Raw genomic sequence first — 25,890 nt, forward strand, 5'->3', positions numbered from 1 at the left:
CTGCCGGACTTACCGGTCCCAGGGAAACTTCAGGGTCGGGACGTTCACATAGCGGTCCATGGCAAGCACCAGACGCGCGCCGCTGCCCGGAGCCAGCCGGACGGTGAACGTCGCGGCGTCCACCGGCTGGCTCTTGCCGTCGATCGAGACGGCCGAAATCCGGTGTTCCCCATAACCTCCGCCCTGGACCACGATTGTGCGGTTCTGCGTCGGTGACAGATTGACCAGGGTCACGGCCGTTTCGACGGCGGTCATGCCGTCGATCAGGGCGGCGACGTCCTCGGGCACGCCCGCCCGCCGGGCGACAGGATCGAAATAGCGCAGCCGGGCATACAGCGGCGATCCCCCGGCGTTCGGCGCGGTCGGTGCCCAGGAGGGGCGCGCAATATGCAGCGCCCCCATCATCGCGTGCATCAGTGAGGTCACACTGGCCGGGTTGAACTCGATCCGCGCGTCAGCCAATCGGGTGTCGGGCGTGGAGGTGTCCTCGCGTTCTGCCCTGGCCATCTCGGCCACACGGGCCAGGTCGGCGCGCATCGCGGTTTCGGGCCAGGCCGCGTTTCGCCCTTCGAGATAGGCGACCCACGGATGATCCGGGGCCCGCGCCCGATCCGACGGCTTCATCGAGAACCACCACAGATCCAGGCTGTTGGTCTGGTTCAGCCCGTCCTTCCAGCCATACCAGCCCTCCGCGCCGTACATCGTCGGGGTCTGGACCTTGCCGCCCTCGGTACGTCGTGCGGCATTGATACGATCGGTCTGTTTGCGCCAGGTCTCCAGATACTTGTCGTCGCCGGTCAGCAGATAGGCGTTGAAGAAGCCCAGGATGGTCCGCAACACCCGGCTGCGATCCTCGCGCTCGCCCGTCACCGGATTGACCGGCGAGAAGCCCCAGCCATAGGCTCCGCCCCACCATTTGCCTTCGGCCGACGACCCGATCACCCCGTCGAGCCCGACGTTGGACGGCAGCAGGTCGTCGTTCGCCTTGGCCCGCTCGGCCCAGGCATCGACGTATCCGAGGAGCCAGTCGCGATATTTGGCCTCGCCCGTAATCAGGAAGGCGTTCAGCGCCAGGGTGGTGGCGAACAGGTTCAGCGGGTGGTCGCCGACGACGTCGGTGTATTCCTCGTAGTGGGCCAGGAATTCTTCGTAGGTCTCCTCGCCATGCTCGATGAAGAAGGCGGACGGGTCGAATGGGTCGCCGACCCAGTCCAGTGCCGTGGCCTTTCTCAGCATCGGCCCCTTGGAGCCATTCATCAGGCTGCGGATGATTCTGTGCTGGGGGTCGTAGTTCGGAGCGGCCGGATCCTCGCCCATGTAGAGACCGGCGAAGCGGCGGGCACGATCGATGAAGCGGGGGCTGTTCGGGTCCGACAGGCCCTGAACGTTGAACAGCGTCATCTCTTCCGCATGGTGCTGCCAGTCCAGCTGGACGCAGAACTCCTTGTGGAACATCCCGTCGCGGGCGATCTCGACCTCGACGGTCTTTGCGGCCGTGTATTGCCGCAGGTGGCCTTCCCAGGCCTGGGTGTACATCGTCTTGACCACCTCGGCCCCGCCCAGGGCATGCAGCAGGGGCCAGTCGTTGACGTTCTCGATCGCGTCGTCCGGGCCGTCGTTGGCCCCCCACCGCTCGAAGCACAGCAGGTATCCCCGCTCGTCGAAATAGCGGTGGTAGAAGACCTTGCAGGCCTCGGCGTTGGCGTCGAGCAGCTCGCGCTGCAACAGGGCCCAGGTCGGGGCGGGCATCGGGGTCGAGACCTCTATCGCCGTCGCGGCCGATGCCGCGCAGGGCAGGGCGGCGACCAGCGGAGCCAGCGCGGCGCCGCCCAGGACGTCTCGGCGACGCGCCTGCGGCAGGGCCCGCCTCATGCGGCAGCCTTCAGCGTCAGGCGTTCGATCTTGCCGGTGATCAGGAAATAGGCGGCGATCACCAGGGCGCAGTGCAGGCCGACGAACCACAGGGCCAGGTCGAACGATCCCGTCGCCTGGACGATGTAGCCGATGACGATGGGGGTCACGATGCCCGCGGTGTTGCCGAAGGTGTTGAAGATGCCGCCGGTCACGCCGACGAACTCGCGCGGCGAGGTGTCGGAGATCACGGCCCAGCCCAGCGAGGCGATCCCCTTGCCGAAGAAGGCCACGGCCATCAGCACGATCACCAGCCAGCCCTGCTCGACATAGGCGCAGGCGATGATCAGGCAGGACAGCAGCATGCCGATCAGCAGCGGTGTCTTGCGCGCGATGGTCAGGCTGCCGGTGCGCTTGAGCAACTGGTCCGAGATGACCCCGCCCAGCACCCCGCCGACGAAGCCGCACAGGGCCGGCGCCGCCGTCGCCCAGCCGGCGTCCATGATCGACAGGCCACGCTCGCGCACCAGATAGATCGGGAACCAGGTGACGAAGAAATAGGTCAGGACGTTGATCCCGTACTGGCCGACGAAGACGCCCATCAGCATCCGGCTGCCCAGCACCTGGGAGACGTTGGCCCAGTTGAACGCTGCGGATTTGGTCGCCTGTTTGGTCTCCATGTTGATCAGTCCGCCGCCGGCCTCGATGTAGTCGAGCTCGGCCTGGTTGACGCCGGGATGGTCGCTGGGGCTGCGGATGATCCACCAGAAGACGAGGGCACCGATGAGCCCAAGCCCACCCATGACGAAGAAGACCGAATGCCAGTCAAAGGTATGCACCAGCCAGCTCATCAGGGGCGCGAACACCACCAGTGAGAAATACTGGGCCGAGTTGAACACGGCCGAGGCGAAGCCGCGTTCGGAACCGGGGAACCAGGCCGCGACCAGACGGGCATTTCCGGGAAAGGAGGGGCTCTCGGCCAGACCGACCGCGAACCGCATGGCGAACAGGCCCGCGAAGATCGCCCCGCCGACCAGAAAGCCCGAGAAGCCCTGGATCATGGTGAAGAAGGACCAGGTCGCGATGGCGATGGCGTAGATCAGCTTGGTCCCGAACCGGTCCAGCAGGGCACCGCCCGGGATCTGGCCCAGAACATAGGCCCAGGCGAAGGCGGACAGGATGTAACCCATCTCGATCGCATCCAGCCCCAGATCGTCTGCCGCGCTCTTGCCTGCGATCGAGAAGGTCGACCGGTCGGCATAGTTGATCGTGGTGATCAGGAAGATCAGCAGCAGGATCAGGAACCGCACCTTGGTGCGCTTGCTGACGGGGGGCTGGGGGGTCGCGGCGTCGGTCATCGGTCGGCTCCTCAAGCGTCGCGGGATCACGAGCGACACGAAGCGCGGAAAGACCGCATCCTCGACCTGTTCGTTTCCCAGGGGCGCCGGCGGCGCCGACCGTCGCCTCTCGCGGGCGACTGATCCCGACGGACGATAGGGATGGGTTCGCATCGGGTCCAAGCCAATACGACTATCGACCGATCCAGATTGGGTATCGATAAGGTGCCAGATTGTCGCAGCCGGCGATGGATGACCTCGCTGTTCACGTCATCGATGACGCCACACGCCAACTGAAGCCCACATCAGTGCGCGTCCTGCATGGGTCGATGCCCGATTAGGATTGGCCTCGCCCAATGTCGCGCTCCTATGGTCCGCTCGAAGCCAGAGGGGAAACCCGACCGGCCCACATCTGGCGCTGAACCGCGCCGCCAAGAACGATCCGCAGCATGCGGGCGCCATGGGGAAGGACGACTACGATGCGCACCTCGCAGACATTCCAGTTCGCACTGACGACCGGGGCTTCGGCTCTGGCCATGACGCTGGCGCTCGCCGGCGCCGCTCACGCCCAGACCGCACCGGCCTCGGACGCCCAGGAAGAGACCCAGGTCGACGAAGTCGTCGTCACCGGCTTCCGCGCCTCGCTGCAGAGCGCCGTCAGCGCCAAGCGTCGCGAAAGCGGCGTCGTCGATGTCATCAAGGCCGAAGACATCGCCGACTTCCCCGACCTGAACCTGGCCGAGTCGCTGCAACGCGTGCCCGGCGTCACCATCAGCCGTGCCAACGGCGAAGGCCGCCAGATCTCGGTGCGCGGACTGGGTTCGGAATACACCCGCGTTCGCGTCAACGGCATGGAGGCGATCGCCACCACCGGCGGCACGGTCAACTCGGGCGGCACCAACCGCTCGCGCGGCTTCGACTTCAACATGTTCGCGTCCGAACTGTTCAACAGCCTGACGGTGCGCAAGTCGGCCTCGGCGGACGTCGAGGAGGGCTCGCTGGGGGCCACGGTCGATCTGCAGACCGCTCGCCCGTTCGACTATCGTGAACCCACCCTCGTGATGGGTGCCCAGGTCAGTTACAATGACCTGGCCCAGGACGCCAAGCCGCGCTTCACCCTGCTGGCCTCCGACACCTGGCTGGACGGCAAGTTCGGTGCCCTGATCTCGGCGGCGTACGAGCAGCGTCACATCCTGGAAGAAGGCGCCAACATCACGCGCTGGACCTTCGGCGGTGCCAACGGAGGCTTCAACACGGCCTCGACCCTCGCGGGCTATACGACGGCCCAGATCAACAACACCAACACGGCAACGGCGCTTTATCACCCGCGCATCCCGGCCTACGTCCAGTATGACCACAACACCGAGCGTCTGGGCCTGACGGGCTCGTTCCAGTTCCGCCCCGACGACCAGACGACCATCTCGCTGGACGTTCTCTATTCCGACGTGAAATCGACCCGCGACGAAGCCCAACTTCAGGCGATCGGTTTCAGCCGGGCCGGTACCGGCAAGCCCCAGACCATCATCCGTTCGGGTACGGTCGACGGCAGGAACATCGTGGCGGGGGTGTTCGACGCCGTCGATGTCCGCACCCAGTCGGCGCACGACGAGCTTCAGACCCAGTTCCAGCAGTATACCCTGACGGCCACGCGCAACTGGACCGACCGGTTCCGCACCGGCTTCGTCGGCGGCTATTCGCGTTCGGAGTTCTCAAACCCCGTCTCGACGATCGTGACCTTCGACCGGGCCAATACGAACGGCTTCTCCTACGACTTTACGTCGCGGATGCCCAAGTTCGACTTCGGCTTCGATCTGACCAACCCGGCCAACTGGTCGATGATCAACGGCACGTCGGAAGTCCGAATCCGCCCCAACGCGGTGACCAACACCTTCACCACGGCCAAGGGCTATTTCGAGTTCGACGCCAACGAGAACGTCACCCTGAAGGGCGGCCTCGACTATCGCCGGTTCAGCTTCGACTCCGAAGGCCAGTACCGGACCACGGAAACCGTCGTCCAGACCCTGACCGCGTCGGAGCTGGCGGCGGTGTCGCGGGTCTTCTCCGGCTTCGGCCAGAACCTGGGCCTGCCCACCGGTTCGCCGACCAGCTGGCTGGCCCCCGACCTCGACAAGTTCATCGCCACCTACAACATCTATTCCAACACCGGCATCTACGCCCTGACCGGGCTCAACAACTCGTCGGCGCGCGGTCAGTACGTCACGGTCGACGAAAAGGATCTGGGTGCCTATGCCCAGGCCGACTTCCGCTTCGACGCCTTCGGTATGCCGTGGCGGGGTGACGCTGGTGTTCGATACGTCCTGACCGAGCAGTATTCGGACGGCTTCGCCGCCACGGGCGGAACGATCCAACTCGTTCGGGCCCGCCGCGACTATGACATGTGGTTGCCGTCGGCCAACCTGGCCGTCGATCTGACCGACGACGTGGTGGTGCGCCTGTCGGCCGCCCAGACCATCGCCCGGCCGTCCATTTCGGTCCTGACCCCCGGCGGTGACGTCGGCATCCAGGGCGCGAACCGCAGCTTCTCGTCGGGCAATCCCAACATCATGCCGACCAAGTCGGACAATGTGGACTTCTCGCTGGAATGGTATCCGGACGCGGACAGCCTGTTCGCGCTCGGTGTCTTCTACAAGAAGATCAACACCTTCGTTCAGACCCTGCGCCAGGACATTCCGTTCAACCAACTGGGCCTGCCGACCTCGCTGCTGACCGGCACCACGGCTCTGCCGACCGATCTGTTCGTCGTCACCCAGCCGGTCAATTCGCCGGGTGGCACCCTGCAAGGCTTCGAGATCAACGCCCAGAAGCGCCTCGACTTCCTGCCCGGCTGGATGTCCAACTTCGGCGTCCAGGCCAACTACACCTTCGTGGACTCCAGCATCGAGTACCTGACCTCGACGACCGCCGGGGCGCCGACGATCAACGAGACCCTGGTCGGTCTGTCCAAGAACGCCGCCAACTTCACCCTCTACTACGAGACCGAAAAGTTCTCGGTCCGGGGATCGGCCGCCTATCGCCAAGGCTATCTGACCCAGGTTCCGGGCAACGACGGCAACTCGGTTCACGGCACCAACGAGACCCTGAACTTCGACGCCCAGGCCTCGTACAACATCACCGAGAATCTCAAGGTCAGCGTCGAGGGCATCAACCTGACCGACGAGTTCAACGACCAGTACGTCGACGCGTCCAACCGCCTGAACGTTTACAGCCACACCGGGCGTCAGTTCTTCGCGGGCATTCGCTACACCTTCTGATTTCAAACCCTCTCTCCCGAACGGACGCTCCTCCCAGAGTCTCCGCACTTCGCGCCGGCCCGCAGAACGGGTCGGCGTTTTTTTGTCCGATGGGTTGGCCGATTGGATCGGTGGTTGAAGCCCGGGCGGCCATGTTCCACAGGAAGATCATGGCCAAGAAATCCGCAGCGGCGCGCAAGACAGTGTCGAGCGCCAACCTGATCGAACTGGGCGCGGATCGGCTGGCCGTCCTGCTGCTCGAGGCGGCGACCGGCAATGCGAACCTGAAGCGTCGCCTGAAGCTTGAACTCGCCGCCGAGGTCGGGGCGGCCGATCTGGCGCTGGAGATCGACAAGCGGCTGACGGCCCTGGCGGCCAGCCGGACGCGGGTGTCGTGGCGCAAGCGGCCGGAACTGATCGACGACATGTCGATCCATCTGGACTTCATCGCCGATCGGCTGGCCGGCCTGGACGCAGGCCTGGCGCTGGACCGGATCGTCGCCTGGTTCGCCCTATATCCGGGTCTGGCGTCCCGGGTGAAGGATCCCAAGGGCGAAATCTCGGCCCTGTTCTTCGACGCGGCACCGGACCTGGCGCGTGTCGCTTCTGCCGCCGGTCCCGAGGCCGCCGGACCCATGATGTTCGACGCCTTGCAGACCCGCCTGTCGGACTGGGGCGGCTGGATCGGCCGGGCCGCGCCCGACTTGAGCGAGCCCATGGCGGGCGACCTGCTGGCCCGTCTGACCGAGGGACGCCCGCGCCCGACGGGACGGTTGGCACTGGTGGTACGAAAGCTCGCCGACCGCACCGGCGACGTCCAGGCGTGGGCCGACGCCATCCCCGACATCGAGAAGTCCAAGCCGGATGTGGGAGCCGAGATCGCCCGCCGACTGGCCGCCTCCGGCCGTGTCATCGAGGCCCGCATCGCGCTGGAGGCCTCCCGACCCCGCCCACCAACGGCCTCGAAATGGGCGCTGCGCACCGGTTCGCTCCCCCAAGCCGAACCGTCCGACGCCTGGGATGCCGCCGAAATCGTTGTGCTGGAAGCCGAAGGCGCGGCAGATGAGGCCCAGGCCCGGCGCTGGGCCCTGTTCGAGCGCAACCTGTCAGCGGAGACCTTGCGCGCCTTCATCGGCCGGTTGCCCGACTTCGACGATGTCGAGGCCCTCGACCGTGCGCAGACCGTCGCCGCCGCCTGGCCCGACGCGGCAAAGGGGATGGCCTTCCTGATGGACTGGCCTGCGCTGCGCGAGGCCGCCGCCATGGTCCTGAACCGCGCGGCCGACCTGCGGCTCGACGCCGATCAGACCGCGCTGTGGTCGGGGCGTCTGGCCGGCCGCTATCCCAATGCCGCGCTGAGTCTGATCCGTGCCCGTGCCCGCCTGTTGTGCCGCCAGGGTCTGGGTCGCTCCGACGAGGTCCGCGTCCTTTCGGCCGAAGCCGCCGGCATGACCGAGACGCCCGGTGCCCTCGATGGGATCGTTCCTCACGCGGAGTTCATCGATGAACTCGAAGCCTTATCGCGACCCGGTCGCCCCGGCTGGCGTTAGACCGATCGGCCGAGGAGATCATCTGATGCGCGACATCCGCACCGACTGGCACTGGAAGGATCCCGCCGAACGCAAGCCCGCGCGCGAGGACGTGGCCCCCCGTGTCGGGACGCGCATGATCGTGGTCTGCGAGGCCCCGGGGTGCGATCACGCCGCCCTGATGGATCCCCGGCCCCTGTTCGGCGGTCGCCATGCCTGGCCCCAGGCGGGGCGGACCCGCCGCTTCCGCTGTCGCTGTGGCTCGCGCGAGGCCACCCTGTCCTACACCGCCAACACGGCCCAGAGCGACGGCCCGATCTCGCGCGACGCCATCCGGCTGTGGACGTGAGCGAGGCCCGTGTTGTAAGGGCTGCGGCCTACCGAATGCGGATGTGGCGGAACTGGTAGACGCACCAGATTTAGGTTCTGGCATCGCAAGGTGTGGAGGTTCGAGTCCTCTCATCCGCACCATGTATTTAGGGCCCTACCGCTCGGCTCGAGGAGCCTCGCTGCTTGAGGGCATGGGTTTTGATGCGCTACCGCTCGTGACGCGGTCGCTCGCTGCTTGAGCGCGAGCGCTCTGCTTTATCAAAAAAAAGGCCCCGGATCGCTCCGGGGCCTTTGTCGTTCTGGGCTGATCGGAAGATCAGTCCTTCTGGTTGTCGACGCCCGATCCCATGGCTTCGGCGGGGGACGACATCGTGGTCTCTTCGGTGATGTCGATGCCCTTGGCCAGTTTGGAGTTGGCGAAGCCGTAGGCGGCGTAGATGATCGCACCGACCACGGCATAGATGCCGAGGATGGTGAGCGGCAGCGGATTGCCGTTCATCGCATGCTGGATCATCGGCCAGAAGTTGAAGCCGGCCAGCGCCAGACAGGCGAAGATGCCTGCGCCTGCCGTCCAGACACCGCCCGGCACCTTGAACGGACGTTCCATTTCCGGGTGCTTGATGCGCAGGAAGATCACGCTCAGGCACACGATCGAGAAGGCCACGGCCGTGCCCAGCGAGACCAGATCGCCCAGGATCGAGATTGGCAGGAAGGAGGCCGCGATGGCGATCAGGATGCCCAGCAGGATGGTGCCGATCCACGGCGTGCGGAACTTGGGATGGATCACGGCGAAGGCGCGCGGCAGCAGGCCGTCACGCGCCATGGTGTAGAAGATCCGCGTCTGGCCGTAGCAGAGCACCAGCATGACCGAGGTCAGGCCCGTGATCGCGCCGATCTTGATCAGGAAGCTGATCAGGTTCAGCTGTCCGCCGGCGGCCGAGGCGAGCGGCACATTGGCCCACTCCAGACCCATGCGGTCGATGGCGACAGCGACGGGGGCCGGGCTGGCCAGTTCCAGATAGGGAACGACGCCGGTCATGACGGCGGCGACGGCCATATAGATCAGGGTACAGACGAACAGGGCGCCCAGGATGCCGACGGGGACGTCCTTGGACGGGTTCTTGGCCTCGGCGGCGGCGGTCGAGACGGCCTCGAACCCGACGTAGGCGAAGAAGATGATCGATGCACCACGCAGAATGCCGGTCGCCCCGAACTCACCGAAGTTGCCGGATGTGTTTTCGGGGATGAAGGGCACCCAGTTGGCAGGGTTCACATAGCCGATCCCCACCGCGATGAAGGTCAGCAGCACCACGATCTTGATCAGCACGATGATGTTGTTGATCCGGGCCGACTCGCTGACGCCCAGCACCAGCAGGCCGCACACGGCGGCGATGCCGACGGCGGCGACCAGGTTGAAGGTTCCCGTCAGGGGGAAGGTGCTGCCCGTTTCGGACACCACGGCCTGGACCAGCGGGGTCGCCCATGAGGGGCCTTCGCCGCCGGCGTACTGGATCATCGGGAACAGGGTTTCCGACAGGCCGAAATCCTTCAGGATCGAGACGACATAGCCGGACCAGCCGACCGCCACGGTCGAGGCCGCGACCCCGTATTCGAGCACCAGCAGCCAGCCCATGATCCAGGCGAAGACCTCGCCCAGCGTCCCGTAGGCGTAGGTATAGGCCGAGCCGGATACCGGCATGGTCGAGGCCAGCTCGGCGTAGCACAGGCCCGCCAGGCCGCAGGCGACGCCGGCGACGATGAAGGACAGCATGATCGCCGGGCCCGCATTGGCGGCCGCGACCTGACCGGTCAGAACGAAGATACCGGCGCCGATGATGGCCCCGATGCCCAGGCTCATCAGATTGATCGGACCGAGCGAGCGCTTCAGCTCGCTCTTGGCCGCTTCCTTCTGGATCTGGGCCACCGATTTCTTGAGGAACAACTGGTTCCCCCCAGGCTTGACGCCGTTTGCCGACATGAAGTCGCGCCCCCGAAAAATTGCACGGCAGACCCTCCCCGGGCCGCCTTCCTGGCCGGACGCTAGCGAGGGATTGTGCGGCGCGCAACGCGGTTTACGAACCGTGACGGCCGGGCGACGCTTTCGTGATGCGGGATTCTTGGTGGGAGGGGGTCGTTCGCGCTAGGTGAACCTGTGATTCCGCGCCCCGCCAGCCAACCCCGGCTTCCAATCCACGACGTTCTGGACGCGCTGATGGCCGCGCTTTCCGGACATGACTCCGTCGTGCTCGCCGCGCCGCCGGGGGCGGGCAAGACCACGGTCGTGCCTCTGGCCTTGCTGGACGCGCCGTGGCTGACGGGGGGCAAGATTCTGGTGCTGGAGCCGCGCAGGCTGGCAGCCCGGGCCGCCGCCGAGCGGATGGCAGCGATCCTCGGCCAGGCGGCCGGCCAGACGGTCGGCTATCGTACGCGGTTGCAGAGCCGGATCGGCCCGACGACGCGAATCGAGGTCATCACCGAAGGCGTCTTCACCCGGATGATCCTGGACGATCCGGGGCTGGACGGCGTCGGGGCCGTGCTGTTCGACGAGTTCCACGAACGGTCTCTGGATGCTGACCTGGGTCTGGCCCTGGCGCGCGACAGCCAGGCGGTGCTGCGGCCGGACCTGAAGCTGGTGGTGATGTCAGCGACCTTGGATATCACCGGGATCGCGCGATTGCTCGCCCACTCCGATGGAACGAGCGCGCCGGTCGTCGAGGCCAGGGGTCGGATGTTCGCGGTCGAGACCCTCTATCTGGGCCGCGACCCCGCGGAACGGATCGAGGCTGCGGTGGCGCGGGCCTGTCGGCTGGCGCTGTCGGAGCAGACGGGTTCGGTCCTGGCCTTCCTGCCGGGGCAGGGCGAAATCCACCGCACGGGTCAGGCCCTGGCCGATCGATTGCCGCCCGATGTCGATATCGCGCCACTGTACGGCGCGCTGGACAAGGTGGCCCAGGATCGGGCGCTGGAGCCCGCGCCGCCCGGTCGCCGCAAGGTGGTCCTGGCTACCTCGGTCGCCGAGACCAGCCTTACCATCGAAGGCGTGCGGGTGGTGATCGACGGCGGCCTGTCGCGCGTGCCCCGGTTCGAGCCGTCCAGCGGCCTGACCCGACTGGCCACCGTGCGGGTCAGCCGATCCTCGGCCGCGCAAAGGCGGGGGCGGGCCGGGCGCACCGAGCCGGGAGTCTGCTACCGGCTGTGGGACGAGGAGGCGACGCGGGGTCTGGTCCCGCACCAGCGGCCGGAAATTCTCGAGGCCGACCTGACGGGACTGGCGCTTGATCTGGCCCGCTGGGGCTCGCGGTCGGCGCTAGGGCTGGCCCTGCTGGACCCGCCCCCTGCCGGGGCCTTCGCCGAGGCGCGGGCGGTCCTGACGCGACTGGGGGCTTTGGACGGGGAGGGGGCGTTGACGGTGCATGGTCGTCGGCTGGCGACCCTGCCGCTGGGTCCGCGCCTCGGTCATCTGGTCGCCGTGGCCTCGGACGGAGGCGACGCCATGACCGGCGCGCGGATCGCGGCGGTGCTGAGCGAGCCGGGCCTCGGCGGCAACGACGTCGATCTGAGAGACCGGCTGAAGGCCTTTGATCGAGACCGGTCGCCCCGCGCCAACGACGCTCGAAAGTTGGCCGAACGCTGGGCGAAGGCGGCGGGCAGCGGCAAGGGCGGCGCGGTCGAGGTCGGAGCCCTGCTGGCCGAAGCCTTTCCTGAGCGGGTAGCCAAGGCGCGGGGCAAGCCGGGCGAAGTCCTGCTGGCCTCGGGACGCGGCGCGTTTCTGGATCCCACCGACGCTCTGGCCCGCGAGCCGTGGCTGGCCGTCGCGGACCTGGGCGGAGGGGAGGCACGCGACCGCATCCGTCTGTGCGCGACGCTGGACCCGGCCGCGCTGGAGCACCGGATCACCGTCGAAGACCGGCTATCCAAGGAGCCCTCCGGCCGGATGGTCGTCCGCCGCATCCGCCGGGTCGGGGCTCTCGTGTTCGACGAGCGGCTGATGGGACCGCCGGACCGCGAGACCCTCACCGCTGCCCTCAGGGCCCAGGTCGAACGGGAGGGGCTCGCAGGTCTGAACTGGGGCGAGCGGTCGAAAGGGCTGCGCGACCGGCTGGCCTTCGTCGCGAGGCTGGAGGACGGCTGGCCCGACGTGTCGGATGCCGGCCTGACGGCGGCGCGGGAGGATTGGCTCTGGCCGCTGCTGGAGACGGCGCGGTCATTGGAGGCGATCTCGGACGGCGATCTGGAACAGGCGGTTCGGACCTTGATCCCCTGGGATCGCCAGCGCGCGCTGGATCAGACGGCCCCCGCGCGCCTGACGACGCCGCTGGGCTCCGTTGCCATCGACTATGCGGCCGAGGGCGGACCTCGCGTGGATATCCGGGTCCAGGAACTGTTCGGTGTGAAGACCCATCCCACGGTCGGCGGTGGCCGCGTGCCACTGACCCTCGCCCTGCTGTCGCCCGCTCGCCGCCCCGTGCAGATGACCAGGGATCTGCCCGGCTTCTGGTCCGGCAGCTGGAGCGCCGTCCGCGCCGAGATGCGCGGCCGCTACCCCCGCCACCCATGGCCCGAAGACCCCGCCAACGCCGATCCCACCAACCGGGTGAAGCCGAGGGGGACGTGAGACCAGCTTGACCTTTCGCGGCTCTCCGGCTCAATCGCTGGCCTGATTTAAGGAAGCGATGCCTTGACCGACACCCATCTCCTGACGGCTCCCAGCCCGGCCTCGACGCGTCGGGTGCTGTTCGCCAGCCTGATCGGGACGACGATCGAATTCTTCGACTTCTACATCTATGCGACCGCGGCGGTGCTGGTGTTTCCGGCGCTGTTCTTCCCCGGCGAGGATGCGACGACGGCGCAACTGCAGTCGTTCGCGACCTTTGGTCTGGCCTTCTTCGCGCGGCCGGTCGGGGCCGTGGTCTTCGGACATTTCGGGGACCGGGTGGGGCGCAAGGCGACGCTGGTGGCGGCGTTGATGACCATGGGGCTGTCGACGGTCGCGATCGGCCTGTTGCCGACCTATCAGGCGGCGGGGATCATCGCGCCGCTGCTGCTGGCCCTGTGCCGGTTCGGGCAAGGGTTCGGCCTTGGCGGGGAGTGGGGCGGGGCGGTGCTGCTGGCGACCGAGAACGCGCCGCCGGGACGCAAGGCCTGGTTCGGGATGTTCCCGCAGCTGGGCGCGCCGATCGGCTTCGTCCTGTCGACGGGATCGTTCCTGATCCTGACGGGCTTCATGGCCGAGGACGACTTCCTGGCCTGGGGATGGCGACTGCCCTTCCTGGCGTCGGCGGTACTGGTGCTGGTCGGCCTGTGGGTGCGGTTGCGGATCACCGAGACGCCCGAGTTCAGCCGGGTCATAGAGCGCGCCGAACGGGTCAAGGCCCCGATCCTGACCCTGCTGGCCCGCTACAAGGGCGCGCTGATCCTCGGTACCCTGGGGGCCACGACGACCTTCCTGCTGTTCTATCTGATGACGGTGTTCGCCCTCAGCTGGGCGACCTCGTCGATGGGCTATACGCGCGGCGACATCCTGCCGATCCAGCTGATCGGAGTGCTGTTCTTCGGGGCCTTCATCCCGATCTCTGCGCTGGCGGCCGACAAGTGGGGCCAGTTGAAGGTGCTGGGCACGGCCTCGGTCGGAATCGGCCTTTTCGGCCTGACGCTGGCGCCGCTGTTCTCGGGCGGTCTGACGGGGTTGCTGATCTTCTTTTCGCTCGGGTTTGCCCTGATGGGGGCAACCTATGGGCCGCTCAGCGCGGCCATGGCCCGGCCGTTCCGGACGGCGGTGCGCTATACCGGGGCCTCGATGGCGTTCAATCTGGCGGGCATCGTGGGGGCCTCGGTCGCGCCGTTCGCGGCGACCTGGCTGGCCAAGAATGTGGGCCTGCCGTCGGTGGGGCTTTATCTGGCGGCGGCGTCGGTGATCACCCTGCTGGCCCTGATCGGGATGGGGCGGCTTAAGGTCGAGGACTGAGGGCGTCCGTGACCGCATAGGCCATGATGCCCGTGGCGATGGCCAGGTTCAGGCTGTCGGCCCGGCCGCGCATCGGGATCTTGACGTTGACGTCGCAGGCGGCGGCCAGTTCGTCGGTCAGCCCCGCCTGTTCGTTGCCCATCAGGATCAGGGCGGGCGACTGGAGCGCTGCCTCACGGTAGTTCACCGATCCATCAAGGCGGGTTCCGATCGCGCTGCCCGGCCAGGTGTGACGCCAGGCCAGGAACTCGGCGACCGAGACCCTGGAGATCGAAACCGCGAAGACCGATCCCATCGTAGCCCTGACCGCCTCGACCGAGAAGGGATCGACGCAGTCGCCGATCAGGATCACGCCACCACATCCCGCCGCATCGGCGGTGCGGATGATGGTCCCCAGATTGCCGGGATCGCGCACCTGCTCCAGCGCGATCCAGCAGGGCGCGGAGCCCGGCGTGATCGCCGAGATCGGCGTATAGGCCTGCTCGAACACGCCCAGCACCGTCTGGGGATTGTCGCGTCGGCTGATCTTTTCCAGGATCGGGTGGGTGACGGTAACGACCTCGCCACCGCTGCGGATCGTCTCGGCTTTCGCCCGGTCCAGCAACGGATGCGGCCGAGCCTCCATCCCGACCAGAAGGGTGCGGGGCGCGCGATCCTGATCCAGGGCCTCGCCGATGAACTTTAGCCCCTCGGCCAGGAACAGGCCGGTCGCCTCGCGTTCCTTGCGCATATGCAGGGCACGCACGGCCTTGACCGTGTCGTTGGTCAGGGAGGTGATGAGGCGGCCCTCTGCCTCGATGGGGGCGCTCACGCCGACCACCGCGCGAAGAAGCTCAGACCGATCGCCCGACCGTCCGCCCCGTCCTCGGACAGGGCCAGTTCGCCCCAGTCGATGCGTCCCCCGCGATCCGCCGTCGCCTCGGCCATGAGATGGGCCAGAGACAGGCCCGACACTCGCGCGGCATAGGCGTTGAGCAACAGGAAGGACGCGTCGTCGGCCAGCAGGGCCGCGCAGTCCTTGAGCAAGGCCGGCATGTCCTCGAACAGCCGCCACACCTCGCCGGTCGGCCCGCGCCCATACTTTGGCGGGTCCAGGATGATGCCCTGGTATTTCACGCCGCGCCGGACCTCGCGGGCGACGTATTTGCGGGCGTCCTCGACGATCCAGCGGACGGGCCGGTCGGCCAGGTCCGACATCTCGGCGTTCTCCCGCGCCCATGCGACGGACTTCTTGGACGCATCGACGTGCGTCACCTCGGCCCCGGCGGCGAGACAGGCCAGTGACGCCACGCCGGTATAGCCGAACAGGTTCAACACGCGCGGCTTGTCGAGAGTCCGAATTCGAGCGTCCAGCCAGGCCCAGTTCGCCGCCTGCTCCGGGAAGAAGGCCAGATGCCGGAACGGCGTGAACCGCCCGGTGAACCGGGTCTGCCCCCAACTCAGCGGAAAGGAATCGATCGGCCCGTGCCGGTCGAATCGCCAGCGTCCGGCGTCCTCCTCTTCCTGTTGAGGATCGAACACGGCATTGGCGGCGTCGAAGGCCGCCGGATCACGCGGTGCCCAGAAACACTGCGGCTCCGGCCGCACGACCGTGTGGCGTCCGTACCGCTCCAGCTTCCTGCCATCACCGCTATCGAGCAGGGCGTAATCCGACCAGCCGGTGGTCAGCAGGGTTTCGGGCGTTTTCGACAGGACGGGAGGCATCGGGGCTGCTTAGACGATCACAGCGGGCTGTGCATCCTCGTCGCGGTGATGGCGCGTCTTGTCCCAGGCAAAAGGCTCGCGGATCAGCCGCCACAGGGCGTGGGCGAAGGCCAGGGTCAGCAGCGACCAGTATGCAGGCGCCGCGATCATGTCCCACGGCCCATAGGGCACGCGCCCCCGGTAGGCTCCGATTGCGCATTGCAGCCAGGCTGCGGCCAGGGCCAGGACCAGCACGCTCATCGAGAACAGCGGCGGTGCCGGCGGCAGGCCTGCGGTGACCGACACCAGCACCCAGGCGAGCACCCAGGCCAGCGCAACCGCCTGGGCCGCCGCCGAGACCAGCCCTGCGCCGATCGTCATCGACATGGCGAACATGCCCCGCAGTCCGAGCGTCCGCAGGTCGCGCGTATGGACGCCCCAGGTCTGCATATAGCCCTTCAGCCAGCGCACCCTTTGCGGCAGCCAGTTGTCGAGGTCGCCCGGCGGGGTCTCATAGGTGGGCCGGCTCAGCACGCCCAGCCGCCACCCGCGTCGCCACAGCTCGAACCCCAGGTCGGCATCCTCCGTGACGTTCCAGGCGTCCCAGCCGCCGACCTCGCGCAAGGGACCGACGCGGAAATGATTGCTGGTGCCACCCAGCGGAAACGGAAGTCCGAGCCGCGCCATGGCCGGCAGCTTGACCTCGAACAGGGCGGCGTATTCGACCGCGAACTGGCGATCGAGAAAGGGCGAGGCGCGTCTGTCGCTGCGGCGTCGGATACGCAGCGGCGATTGCAGGCAGGCATAGGCTTCAGTCTTGTCGGCCGCGAACCGGGCGGCCGCCTCGCGCAGTTGAAACGGGTCCGGGTCGTCCTCGGCGTCATAGATGACCAGCAGGTCTCCCGTGGCGTGGGCCAGGCCATGGTTGAGCGCGCGCGGCTTGGTCAGGGGCCGACCGGGGGGCACGACCATGATCTTCAGCCAGTCCGGGCGCTCGACCGCCTGTGCCGCGTCGAGGGTCTCCAGGTCATGCGCTTCCAGCAACAGGAAGGCCTCGATCCTGTCGGGCGGATAGTCGATCTCGGCCAGGCGTTCGATCAACTGGCCGACCACCTCGGCTTCGTCATGCAGGGCCGCGAGGATGGTGTAGCGCGGCAGCCTGTCTGATGCCTCCAGATCCAGCACCTCGTCCGACGGACGATAGCCGCTCCCGGTGATCAGATAGATGCGCCATGCCGCGAGGATCAGAAATCCGGTCTGCAACGCGAACAGAAGTATGGCGAATGATGCCGCCGGCGCGCGTATCGCCGAGGCCGTGAACGCCCCGATCAGACCGCAGGTGACGATCGCCTGACCGACGGTCATTCCCCGACGGCGGGCGCCGATCCGGGCGGGCGCAGTCGGGTCGATTTTCGGCGGCGCGAAATCCCTCGGCATCACGAAAACGCTAGTGACCCGATCAGACTTGGGCAAGCCATTGGCGAACGCCTGCCAATGGCGCTATTCAAACGCAGGTTCACAGGAGTGTCGCGTTTGAGCGTCCTCGTTTCATCCTCGCCGCAAGGTCCCGTGCGGTCCGGTCGCAAACCCAAGGGTGAGGGGCATTCACGGCGTGCCGAAATCCTGGCCGCCGCCGAGCGAATCTTCGTCGAGCACGGCTATGAGGGCGCGACGATCCGCAAGATCGCCGATGAGGTCGGCCTGTCTTCGACAGCGCTCTACATGCATTTCGCCGACAAGGGCGAGATCCTCCAGGACATCTGTCGCCAGGCCTTTGAAGAACTGCTGGCCGCCAACCGACGGATCACGACGGATGAACCGGACCCCCAGGCCCGGCTGCGCGCGATGCTGCAAGCCTATGTCGCGTTTGGCTTCGCCCAGCCGAACGCCTACCGGCTGATCTACCTGACCCGGCCGATCGAGGCGCGCAGCGGTGCCCAGAACGCCGCCGAGACTCAGGGCCCCGAGTTGTTCCGTTCGTTCCAGGTCGTGCTGGAAGAGATCAAGGCCGCAGGCAGGCTGCGCGGTGACGATGCGGCCGGCGCGGCGCGCCTGTTCTGGGCGGGCACGCACGGCATCGTCTCGCTGATCATCACCAAGCCCTATTTCGACTGGGGCGACACCCGCGTGCTCAGCGACGGCATGATCGACGCCCTGATCAGGGGCTTGCTGAAGGCCTGAATCGGTAGCGCCCGTCAGTTACCGCTGTAGGCCTGATAGGCCGTCGGTCCCGGAGGCGAACCGCGCGAGATGTCCGACGACAGGCTCAGCGGTGCCGAGCCGCCGTTGAGCCGCGCCTTGTAGACCGACAGGTTCTCCATCACCCGCATCATGTAGTTGCGCGTCTCGGTGAAGGGCGCGCATTCGATGTAGTTGATGGCGGCCTCGACGCTGCCGCGCGGATCGCCGCAACGGGCCACCCACTGGGGCGCGCGGCCGGGACCGGCGTTGTAGCCGACGGTGGTCATCAGCATCGACCCGCCGAAATTGCCCATCAACTCGCCCAGGTGATAGCTGCCCAGGGTCATGTTGTAGTCGGCGTCCCACAGCCGCTCGGCCGAATAGCTCATGCCCAGACGCCGTGCGACTCCCGAGGCCGTGGCCGGCAGGAACTGCATCATGCCGCGCGCATCGGCACCGGACCGGGCGCGGGGGTCGAAGCTGGATTCCTGGCGGGTAATGGCCAGGGTGAAGGGCAGGGGGGCCGCGCCAGAAACCTGAGGCGGGGTGCGCAAGGGGTACTGGCGTTCGGGCAACAGGATGCCGCGCTGGCTGGCCGCACGGCCAACCATCATGGCCCCGAAGCCGTCGCCATAGCCCCGCATGGTGTCCATCAGCAGCGCAAGGTCGGTCGGGTTCGGCAGGGTGTCGTCCAGGTGATAGGCGAAGACCCTGAGCAGGCTGGTCTCGCCGGTCTCGCCCAGGATGCGCATGGCCCGCACCACCTCATTGTCCTCGAACGCCGCGGCGTCGGCCGAAGTCGGCCGGGGATCGGCGGGCAGGGTCAGGGTCGTCATGCCGGCCTTCTCGGCGGCGAGTTGGCCATAGAAGGTCTGGATGTGCTGGGCCCCGTTGCGATAGGCCTGCTGCGCACCGGCCTGATCGCCCTGAGCCTCTGCCGCGCGACCCAGCCAGTACCAGGCGCGCCCCTGGGTGATCGGCGTCGAGGACACGGTTCGCAGGGTCTCGAAATGGCGGGCGGCGCGGGCCGGGTCGTTGAGCTTGGTCAGGGCGACCCAGCCGGCGAAGAACTCGGCATCGACCTTGCGGTCGCCGGACGGGAAGCCGTGACCGGCCATGGCGTCGTAGGCGGCCTGGTAGTTGCCGTCCTGATAGGCATCGAGGAAATAGTTGCGGCGCTCGCTCCACAGCGTGTCCTGGCCCTCCTTGTGCGAGGGCGCGGACGGCAGGTAGCGCAGGATCGAATAGGCATCGCGCTGGCGGCTCTGCGAACGCAGGATCCGCGCACGCTCCAGCGCCACTGCCGGGTCCGTCGCCTGGGATGCCGACAGGTTGGCGACCATGGAATCGGGGCTGTAGGCCGACCGCAGCGCCATCACCGTATTGGCCACGGACGCCTTCTCGGGCGAGGCCAGGTTGACCATGGCGCGCGTCGCCGGACCGTGCGGCCCCAGCAGCAGCATCGACAGCCGGGCGTCGTGGTCGGCCGTGCTCAGCCAGCCGCTCCACCGGTTCAGGATGCGGGTCTGTTCCGGAGCCTCGAACGACCGGGTCCGCCACCAGTCGCGAACCAACGACTGCGCCTCTGACGAGCGGCCCGACTGGTCCAGCGCCCAGGCCAGGGCAATGGCCCCCTGAACGGTGGTGGGCGCGCTGCTGCCGAAGAAGGCGAGCACGGCGTCGGGCGATCCGCCGGCGCGGTCCAGCGCGATCTCACCGGCGCTGCGGCGCGCCTCGACCCGGGGCCAGCCGTTCAGGGCGCGCTGGTCGCGCGACAGGTCGCCATAGGACATCTGGGAGCCCGAGGTATCGATCAGGGCCCATTCGACCAGCTTGCGTGCCGTCGGATCGCCGATCCGGCTGATGGCGTCCTGGGTGCCGACAACGTCGCGAGACCGCGCCAGCGTCAGGCCGCGTCGAAAGGCGATGGTGTCCGAATCGTTCAGCACGCGCGGCTGATAGGTCGCGGTCGAGACCTGGCTGTAGGGCTGGGCACCGTTCAGCTCCGCCGTCGACTGGGGAAGCATCGACTCAACAGGGGGAGCCAGGACCGCCAGAGCGGCCGCAATCGTCGTCGCCAGCATCGTTCGTACAAACCCCATTCAACCCGGTTGCAGGCTTTGGGCCCACCACCTACCCTCTACCGCCTGTCACGGGCGCCCGCCGCCCATTTCCCACGCAGGTAGACTGTTTCTATGACCGCCCCTTTGTTCAAGGGCGTGATCACCGCCCTGATCACACCTCTTCGTGACGGAAACGTGGACGATGCCGCGCTGGAACGCCTGATCGAGCGCCAGATCGCCGCAGGCGTCCACGGCATCGTGCCGATGGGCACCACCGGCGAAAGCGCCAGCCTGACGCCCGACGAGGCCAAGCATGTCGTCGCGCGCACCGTGGAGATCGTCCGTGGGCGGATTCGTGTCATGGCCGGGGCCGGTTCGACCGCCACCGACAAGGCCATCGACCTGGTCCGCTATGCCAAGACCGTCGGCGCAGACGGGGCCCTGGTCGTCACTCCCTATTACAACCGTCCGTCCCAGGCGGGTCTGGCCGCGCATTTCGAGGCGGTGGCCGATGCGGTCCAGCTGCCGATCGTGCTCTACAATGTGCCCGGCCGGACCGGCGTTGACATGTCGAACGAGACCGTGGCGCGGCTGGCGGCCCATCCGAACATCGTCGGCATCAAGGATGCGACCGCCGACATGAGCCGGGTTTGCTGGATGCATGCCAACATCGGTCGCCAGCCCGGGGTCCAGTTCGACCTGATCACCGGCGATGACCCCAGCGTCCTGGGGTATCTGGCCTGTGGCGGGGTCGGGGTGATCTCGGTCACCTCCAACGTCGCGCCCGAGGCCATGGTCGCCCTCTACAATGCCGTGGTCGCAGGCGACTACGCGGCGGCCCGGTCGTGGCAGGACCGCCTGATCGGCCTGCATAAGGCCCTGTTCCTCGACGCCTCGCCGGCGCCGTCCAAGTACGCCCTGGCGAAGCTGGGGCTGTGCACCGAGGAAATCCGTCTGCCGCTGGTGCCGACCCGCGATGAGGTCAAGCCGGCCATCGACGCGGCGCTCGACGCCGCCGGGCTTGGCTGATGGCCACGACGAAGGAAAAGGCGGCGGCGGCGACCAAGGCCCCGATCACCAAGGCCAAGCTGATCGCCGAGAACCGCCGCGCCCGGTTCGACTATTTCCTGGAGGACAACCTCGAGGCCGGGATCATGCTGCTGGGCACCGAGATCAAGGCCCTGCGGATGGGCCGCGCCAACATCGCCGAGAGCTATGCGGCGGTAGAAGGCCGCGAAATCGTCCTGATCAACGCCGACATCCCGCCCTACGCCCAGGCCAACCGATTCAATCACGAGCCGCGCCGGCCCCGGAAACTGCTGCTGCACAGAAAGCAGATCGATCGGCTCATCGGTGCGGTCCAGAAGGACGGCCAGACCATCATTCCCTTGCGCCTGTATCTGAACGACGACGGCAAGGCCAAGCTCGAGATCGCCCTGGCCAAGGGCAAGAAGCTGCATGACAAGCGCGAGGCGTCGGCCGACCGCGACTGGGCGCGCGACAAGGCCCGGCTGATGCGCGACAAGGGCTGAAGTCGGGGTTCAGGCCTCGGGGTCGTCCAGCGCGCACTGCGGCCCCGGCTCGTCGATCGCCTCGCGCCGCTCGATCAGGCCGATCCAGCCGTCGGCCAGCGTCAACAGCCCCTCGCGACGCGCCGCGTCATCTTCGGGCACGGCCTCCGCAATGAGGTCGCTGATGGCAGCGCGGCATTCCCTGACGGTTTTCACAGTGAAACAAGCGGTTACGCGGGGGAGGGCGGACCTGTTCAACCGGTGCGGATCACCGTTGTTCCGTATGGCGAAGGTCGGGTAGCGGACGTTTGTTCAGTCCTGCGTTGCCACGTCCATCGCCCGCCTTGCACGGACGATCGAGCCCGCAATCTCGCTGGCACTGGCCCTTTGGTTCACCGACATCCGCTGCGCCTGATACAGCCCCTTCAGATAGGCCTCGTCCCACTGGGTCAGGCCGGCGACGCCTTCGGGATCATCGAAGACGTTCAGGATCGTAGCATAGCCGCCGGTGTCGGCGTCGGCATCGACCTGGGCCAGGGTCACCATGGCCAGATAGTCGACCAGCTGATGTGCCGACAGTGCGGCGACCTGATCCACATCGACGATGATGAAGACCCGCTCGATATCATCCTCGGTCGGCGACGACAGTCGCGACCCCAGCGTCTTCACGCCCGGTGCCATGTCCGACGGCAGCAGGCACGACCCGCTGCAATAGCCGGGAATACGAACGGCGTTCCGGCCCATCTCATCGACCGGCAGGGTCACGGTCCACCAGCGCACCGGCCGGTCGGTCGCCTGAAACCGGCGCAGAGCGGCTGCACCCTGATCCATGCCGGCCCCGCCGACGCGGAACAGGCGGGGGCGCATGGCGACGAACTGCGGGGTAAAGACGGCGGCGTCGTCGGTGGCGACGATGATGACATTGGGCGTGCAGCCTGCGCCGCCGGGCGTCAGCCCCACGGTTCGCGCCGTCTCGGACACACGCTCCACGATGAACCGGGCCGCCGGGGCCTGAAGATTGAGCACGTCGACGCAGATCGCGCCGCGCCACCGCGCCAGACCCCGATTACGGGACGGTGCCCCGACCTCGCGCACGAACTCGCGTGTCGCCGTCTCCAGAGTGCGTCCCGTGACAGTCAGCTCGCCGAGGTCAACGGCATCCACGGTCGGCGTAGACGGGGCGGGACGGGGCGAGACTTCCTGCGTCGCGGCTTCAGGCGTGGCGGACAGGACGGCACTGAGGATGGCGGCGATCAACATGACGGGCTCCCGGCGGCGGGGTCTGGGCTACTGAGTCGCGTCTTCCTCGTTCGTCATGCCCTGACGCACGCGGATGATCGAAGAGACGACTTCGGCGCGGGCGGCTCCGACGCTGGCGCGGGTGCGCTGGGCGTCGTACAGACCCTTCAGATAGGCCTTGTCCCACTGCGTCAGACCGGGTGCATAGGCCGGGTCGTCGAACAGGTTCAGGATAGTCGCATAACCCGAGGTGTCGGCCTCCGGGTCGATCTGGGCCAGAGCGACCATGGCGATATAGTCGGCCAGCTGGTCCAGCGACACATTGGCGATCTTGTCCACGTCCACGATGATGAAGACGCGCTTCAGGTCGTCCTCGGTCCGGTTCATCAGGCGCGACGACAGGGTCTCGACCTGGGGCGCAAAGTCCATCGGACCTTCGCAGGAATTCTGGCAGAAGCCCGGAATCCGCACCGCGATCTGGCCGGTTTCGGTGACCGGGACGCTGACGTGCCACCAGCGAACGGGGCTGTCGGAGGTCTCGAAGGCCGCAAGGGCTGCGTCGCCCCGATCCATGCCGGCACCGCCGACCTGGAACAGGCGTGGGCGCGAGGCCACGAACTGGGGCGTGAAGGCCTTGGCGTCGGTGGTCGCGACGATCAGGATGCTGGGCTCGCAGCCGGGCGCACCGACCTTCAGGTCGAGGTCGCGGGCGGTGTCGGACACGCGGTCGACGATGAACTGCGCCGCATCGTTCTGCAGATTGGCCACCCCGGCGCAGATGCCGTTGCGCCAGCGGGCCAGGCCCCGACGCCGCGACGGGGCCCCGACCTCGCGCACGAACCGCTCGGTGGTGTCCTCCAGCCTGCTGCCCTCGACAACGATGTCTTCCAGATCGACGGGAGCCGTCGCGGGATCGACCGGCGGCGCCGGAACCGTCTGGGGCAGGGGAGCGGCGAACAACGAAGCTGCGAGAGCCAGGGCCAGCATGAACATTCCCTCCGGTCGATATACTGGACACGACGCTACGCGATAACGCGGTTTTCGACAACTATCGGTGGAGCAGAAACGGCGCCGTCTAATCCCTGTCGAAGGTCCGCACTGTCGGGCTCGCCGCCGGTGTCCGGGGCCGGCCCCAGTCCCCCAGGCGGTCGGCCAGATCGATATAGGCGTCGGCCTGTCGGCGCAGGTCGTCCGACAGCATCGGCGGCTGGCTTTTCAGCGTCGAGACCACGGTGACCCGCACCCCCCTGGCCTGCACCGCCTGGACCAGCCGGCGGAAGTCGCCGTCGCCCGAGAACAGCACGACATGATCCAGACGCGGGGCCAGTTCCAGCATGTCCACCGCGATCTCGATGTCCATGTTCCCCTTGATCCGGCTGTGCCCCTGCGGGTCGGTGAACCGCTTCGCCGGCTTGGTCACGACCGAAAAGCCGTTGTAGCCCAGCCAGTCCACCAGCGGCCGGATCGGAGAGAACTCTTCGCCCTCGACCACGGCCGTGTAATAATGGGCGCGAATGAGGACGGCCTGATCGCGGAACGATGCGAGCAGCCTGGCGAAGTCGAGATCGACGTTCAGCCCCCTGGCCGCCGAATAGAGATTGGCCCCGTCGATGAACAGGGCGATGCGCTCGTGCGGAAGAAACGTCATGGACACCGCCGTGAATGAAGCTGCAGACCTTGCCGTCATCGACGAGCCCGGCGTGGCGCTTGACCTGGATCAGGCCGTCATCATCGCTCTGGGCTGCAATGACAAGGGGGTGTGGGCGTCCTGCACCGAGGCGCTGGGGGCGGCCCTGGCGCGGTTCCGGTCCGAGGGCATCGACATCGTCGCCCGGTCGTCGTGGTGGCGGTCACAGGCCTGGCCCGACCCGACCGACCCGCCTTTCCTGAACGGCGTCGTCATCGTCCGCACCGCCCATGACCCCCACGCCCTGATGCAGGCCCTCGGCCGGATCGAGGACGCCTTTGGCCGCCAACGCTCCATCCGCAACGCCCCGCGCACCCTCGATCTTGACCTGATCGCCTACGGCCGTGAACAGGGCGACTGCGCCGGCCTGATCCTGCCCCACCCTCGGGCGGCGGAACGGCTGTTCGTCATGGGACCGCTGGCGGAGATCGCGCCGGAGTGGGTGCATCCGGCGGGGGATACGGCGGCTAGTCTCAAAGACAGTGCAACGGTGGGCATCGACGCACGGTCGATGAGTTCCTGACCATGTTCTTCAAGCGCGCCTGTTGTTTTTGTAGTCAAGCCATCGAAAGGTCGGACGACGCCGCCGTCGAGATCGTGCTCTCAAACCTGTGGCACCCGAAATCGGTTCAAGGGCTACACGCGCATTCGACCTGCGTAACGGCCGCATTCCCCGATCGTGCCATGGTCGACCCAGATTGTCTGATCGACTGAGCTGCCCCAAATCCGCCCCTGTGGCGTTGCACAAATCAGTGCATATCTGTATGGGGCGCGGTTCTCCCGCCGACAATCGTCCCGACACCGAAGGATTCCCATGGCTCGCGTCACCGTCGAAGACTGCATCCAGAAGGTTCCGAACCGTTTCGGACTGGTCCTGCTGGCCGGCAACCGCGCCCGCGCGATCGCCAACGGCGCGCCGCTGACCCTGGATCGCGACAACGACAAGAACCCCGTCGTGGCCCTGCGCGAGATCGCCGACGAGACCGTGATCCCCGCCGACCTGCTGGAGACCGTCGTGGTCGCCCTGCAACGCGTCGACGAGCGTACCGAAGCCGAGGACGAGGCGGAAATCGTCGGTCTGCTGGCCGAGCCGCAGCACATGAACATGGCCGAGCAGGAGCTGATTCGCGCCCTGCAGAGCGACCGGGACGGCGGGCAGGAGGAACGCTACTGACGGCGGAACCCGCCAACGGTATCACCATCCTCCCGGCGCGGGTCGCCAAGTCCCCGCCGCCGCAGAACGTCGCCAACAACAACGATCCC

At 67.3% G+C, this 25,890-nt stretch carries 21 protein-coding genes and 1 tRNA gene; 11 read left to right on the top strand and 11 right to left on the bottom strand.

From position 1 onward, the window contains the following. Nucleotides 1-9 precede the first annotated feature (9 nt). Together O5K39_RS12235 and O5K39_RS12240 are read right to left on the bottom strand one after the other, a co-directional pair. Entirely contained in the window at nt 10-1,872 is a 1,863-nt protein-coding gene (locus O5K39_RS12235) for a hypothetical protein (RefSeq protein ID WP_271143905.1), read from the bottom strand. Next, nucleotides 1,869-3,209 (bottom strand): MFS transporter, encoded by a 1,341-nt coding sequence (locus O5K39_RS12240; protein WP_271143906.1) that lies wholly within the window; start codon nt 3,207-3,209, stop codon nt 1,869-1,871. Before O5K39_RS12240 ends, O5K39_RS12235 begins: the two co-directional genes overlap by 4 nt. Nucleotides 3,210-3,667: 458 nt before the next feature. On the opposite strand from O5K39_RS12240, the gene O5K39_RS12245 reads away from it, so the two are divergent. The 4 genes from O5K39_RS12245 (at nt 3,668) to O5K39_RS12260 (ending at nt 8,439) form a co-directional block, all read left to right on the top strand. Then, nucleotides 3,668-6,460 (top strand): TonB-dependent receptor, encoded by a 2,793-nt coding sequence (locus tag O5K39_RS12245; RefSeq protein ID WP_271143907.1) that lies wholly within the window; start codon nt 3,668-3,670, stop codon nt 6,458-6,460. Nucleotides 6,461-6,591: 131 nt separating this feature from the next. Next, on the top strand, nt 6,592-7,989 hold the full coding sequence (locus O5K39_RS12250; protein WP_271143908.1) for a DUF6880 family protein: 1,398 nt from the start codon (nt 6,592-6,594) through the stop codon (nt 7,987-7,989). 25 nt (nt 7,990-8,014) lie between these two features. Continuing rightward, on the top strand, nt 8,015-8,317 hold the full coding sequence (locus O5K39_RS12255) for a hypothetical protein (protein WP_271143909.1): 303 nt from the start codon (nt 8,015-8,017) through the stop codon (nt 8,315-8,317). A gap of 37 nt (nt 8,318-8,354) precedes the next feature. Next, nucleotides 8,355-8,439, top strand: a tRNA-Leu gene (locus tag O5K39_RS12260). Nucleotides 8,440-8,614: 175 nt separating this feature from the next. On the opposite strand, the gene O5K39_RS12265 is transcribed toward O5K39_RS12260, so the two are convergent. Beyond that, a complete protein-coding gene (locus O5K39_RS12265; protein WP_271143910.1) occupies nt 8,615-10,276 on the bottom strand; it encodes an amino acid permease in 1,662 nt (553 codons plus the stop codon). A 174-nt stretch (nt 10,277-10,450) separates the two neighbouring features. Between O5K39_RS12265 and hrpB the strand changes: the two genes are divergently transcribed. Further along, nucleotides 10,451-12,913 carry an ATP-dependent helicase HrpB gene (hrpB, locus tag O5K39_RS12270; protein ID WP_271143911.1) on the top strand — a complete coding sequence of 821 codons (2,463 nt, stop codon included), beginning with the start codon at nt 10,451-10,453 and terminating at the stop codon, nt 12,911-12,913. Nucleotides 12,914-12,976: 63 nt separating this feature from the next. Continuing rightward, complete coding sequence (locus O5K39_RS12275) at nt 12,977-14,263, top strand: MFS transporter (protein WP_271143912.1); 1,287 nt, start codon at nt 12,977-12,979, stop codon at nt 14,261-14,263. Here the strand turns inward: O5K39_RS12275 and O5K39_RS12280 are convergent. The 3 genes from O5K39_RS12280 to O5K39_RS12290 form a co-directional block, all read right to left on the bottom strand. Then, nucleotides 14,247-14,993, bottom strand: coding sequence for an RNA methyltransferase (locus O5K39_RS12280; protein ID WP_271147150.1), 747 nt, complete (start codon nt 14,991-14,993; stop codon nt 14,247-14,249). The two genes, O5K39_RS12275 and O5K39_RS12280, sit on opposite strands and share 17 nt — an antisense overlap. Nucleotides 14,994-15,070: 77 nt before the next feature. After that, a complete protein-coding gene (locus tag O5K39_RS12285) occupies nt 15,071-15,967 on the bottom strand; it encodes a class I SAM-dependent methyltransferase (protein WP_271143913.1) in 897 nt (298 codons plus the stop codon). A 9-nt stretch (nt 15,968-15,976) separates the two neighbouring features. Beyond that, nucleotides 15,977-17,383: a glycosyltransferase gene (locus O5K39_RS12290; RefSeq protein WP_271143914.1), complete on the bottom strand. Its 1,407-nt coding sequence runs from the start codon at nt 17,381-17,383 to the stop codon at nt 15,977-15,979. 96 nt (nt 17,384-17,479) lie between these two features. Here O5K39_RS12290 and O5K39_RS12295 point away from each other — a divergent pair, with 96 nt between their 5' ends. Then, entirely contained in the window at nt 17,480-18,127 is a 648-nt protein-coding gene (locus tag O5K39_RS12295) for a TetR/AcrR family transcriptional regulator (protein WP_271143915.1), read from the top strand. Nucleotides 18,128-18,141: 14 nt separating this feature from the next. Here O5K39_RS12295 and O5K39_RS12300 read toward each other — a convergent pair whose 3' ends face one another. After that, nucleotides 18,142-20,211 (bottom strand): lytic transglycosylase domain-containing protein, encoded by a 2,070-nt coding sequence (locus O5K39_RS12300; RefSeq protein WP_271143916.1) that lies wholly within the window; start codon nt 20,209-20,211, stop codon nt 18,142-18,144. A gap of 111 nt (nt 20,212-20,322) precedes the next feature. On the opposite strand from O5K39_RS12300, the gene dapA reads away from it, so the two are divergent. Together dapA and smpB are read left to right on the top strand one after the other, a co-directional pair. Further along, nucleotides 20,323-21,219 (top strand): 4-hydroxy-tetrahydrodipicolinate synthase, encoded by an 897-nt coding sequence (dapA, locus tag O5K39_RS12305; protein ID WP_271143917.1) that lies wholly within the window; start codon nt 20,323-20,325, stop codon nt 21,217-21,219. Then, nucleotides 21,219-21,722, top strand: coding sequence for an SsrA-binding protein SmpB (smpB, locus tag O5K39_RS12310; protein ID WP_077355737.1), 504 nt, complete (start codon nt 21,219-21,221; stop codon nt 21,720-21,722). The genes dapA and smpB overlap by 1 nt, the downstream gene beginning before the upstream one ends. 9 nt (nt 21,723-21,731) lie before the next feature. On the opposite strand, the gene O5K39_RS12315 is transcribed toward smpB, so the two are convergent. The 4 genes from O5K39_RS12315 to O5K39_RS12330 form a co-directional block, all read right to left on the bottom strand. Further along, complete coding sequence (locus tag O5K39_RS12315; RefSeq protein ID WP_271143918.1) at nt 21,732-21,863, bottom strand: hypothetical protein; 132 nt, start codon at nt 21,861-21,863, stop codon at nt 21,732-21,734. A gap of 150 nt (nt 21,864-22,013) precedes the next feature. Then, nucleotides 22,014-22,961 carry a hypothetical protein gene (locus tag O5K39_RS12320; protein WP_271143919.1) on the bottom strand — a complete coding sequence of 316 codons (948 nt, stop codon included), beginning with the start codon at nt 22,959-22,961 and terminating at the stop codon, nt 22,014-22,016. 27 nt (nt 22,962-22,988) lie between these two features. Continuing rightward, nucleotides 22,989-23,927, bottom strand: coding sequence for a hypothetical protein (locus tag O5K39_RS12325; RefSeq protein ID WP_271143920.1), 939 nt, complete (start codon nt 23,925-23,927; stop codon nt 22,989-22,991). Between the two features lie 88 nt (nt 23,928-24,015). Next, a complete protein-coding gene (locus O5K39_RS12330) occupies nt 24,016-24,588 on the bottom strand; it encodes an NYN domain-containing protein (RefSeq protein ID WP_271143921.1) in 573 nt (190 codons plus the stop codon). Here O5K39_RS12330 and folK point away from each other — a divergent pair. Beyond that, nucleotides 24,587-25,150: a 2-amino-4-hydroxy-6-hydroxymethyldihydropteridine diphosphokinase gene (folK, locus tag O5K39_RS12335; RefSeq protein WP_271143922.1), complete on the top strand. Its 564-nt coding sequence runs from the start codon at nt 24,587-24,589 to the stop codon at nt 25,148-25,150. The genes O5K39_RS12330 and folK overlap by 2 nt on opposite strands. A 291-nt stretch (nt 25,151-25,441) precedes the next feature. Next, complete coding sequence (rpoZ, locus tag O5K39_RS12340) at nt 25,442-25,801, top strand: DNA-directed RNA polymerase subunit omega (RefSeq protein WP_271143923.1); 360 nt, start codon at nt 25,442-25,444, stop codon at nt 25,799-25,801. Nucleotides 25,802-25,890 lie beyond the last annotated feature (89 nt).

The sequence above is a fragment of the Brevundimonas sp. NIBR10 genome (assembly GCF_027912515.1).
GTDB lineage: Bacteria > Pseudomonadota > Alphaproteobacteria > Caulobacterales > Caulobacteraceae > Brevundimonas.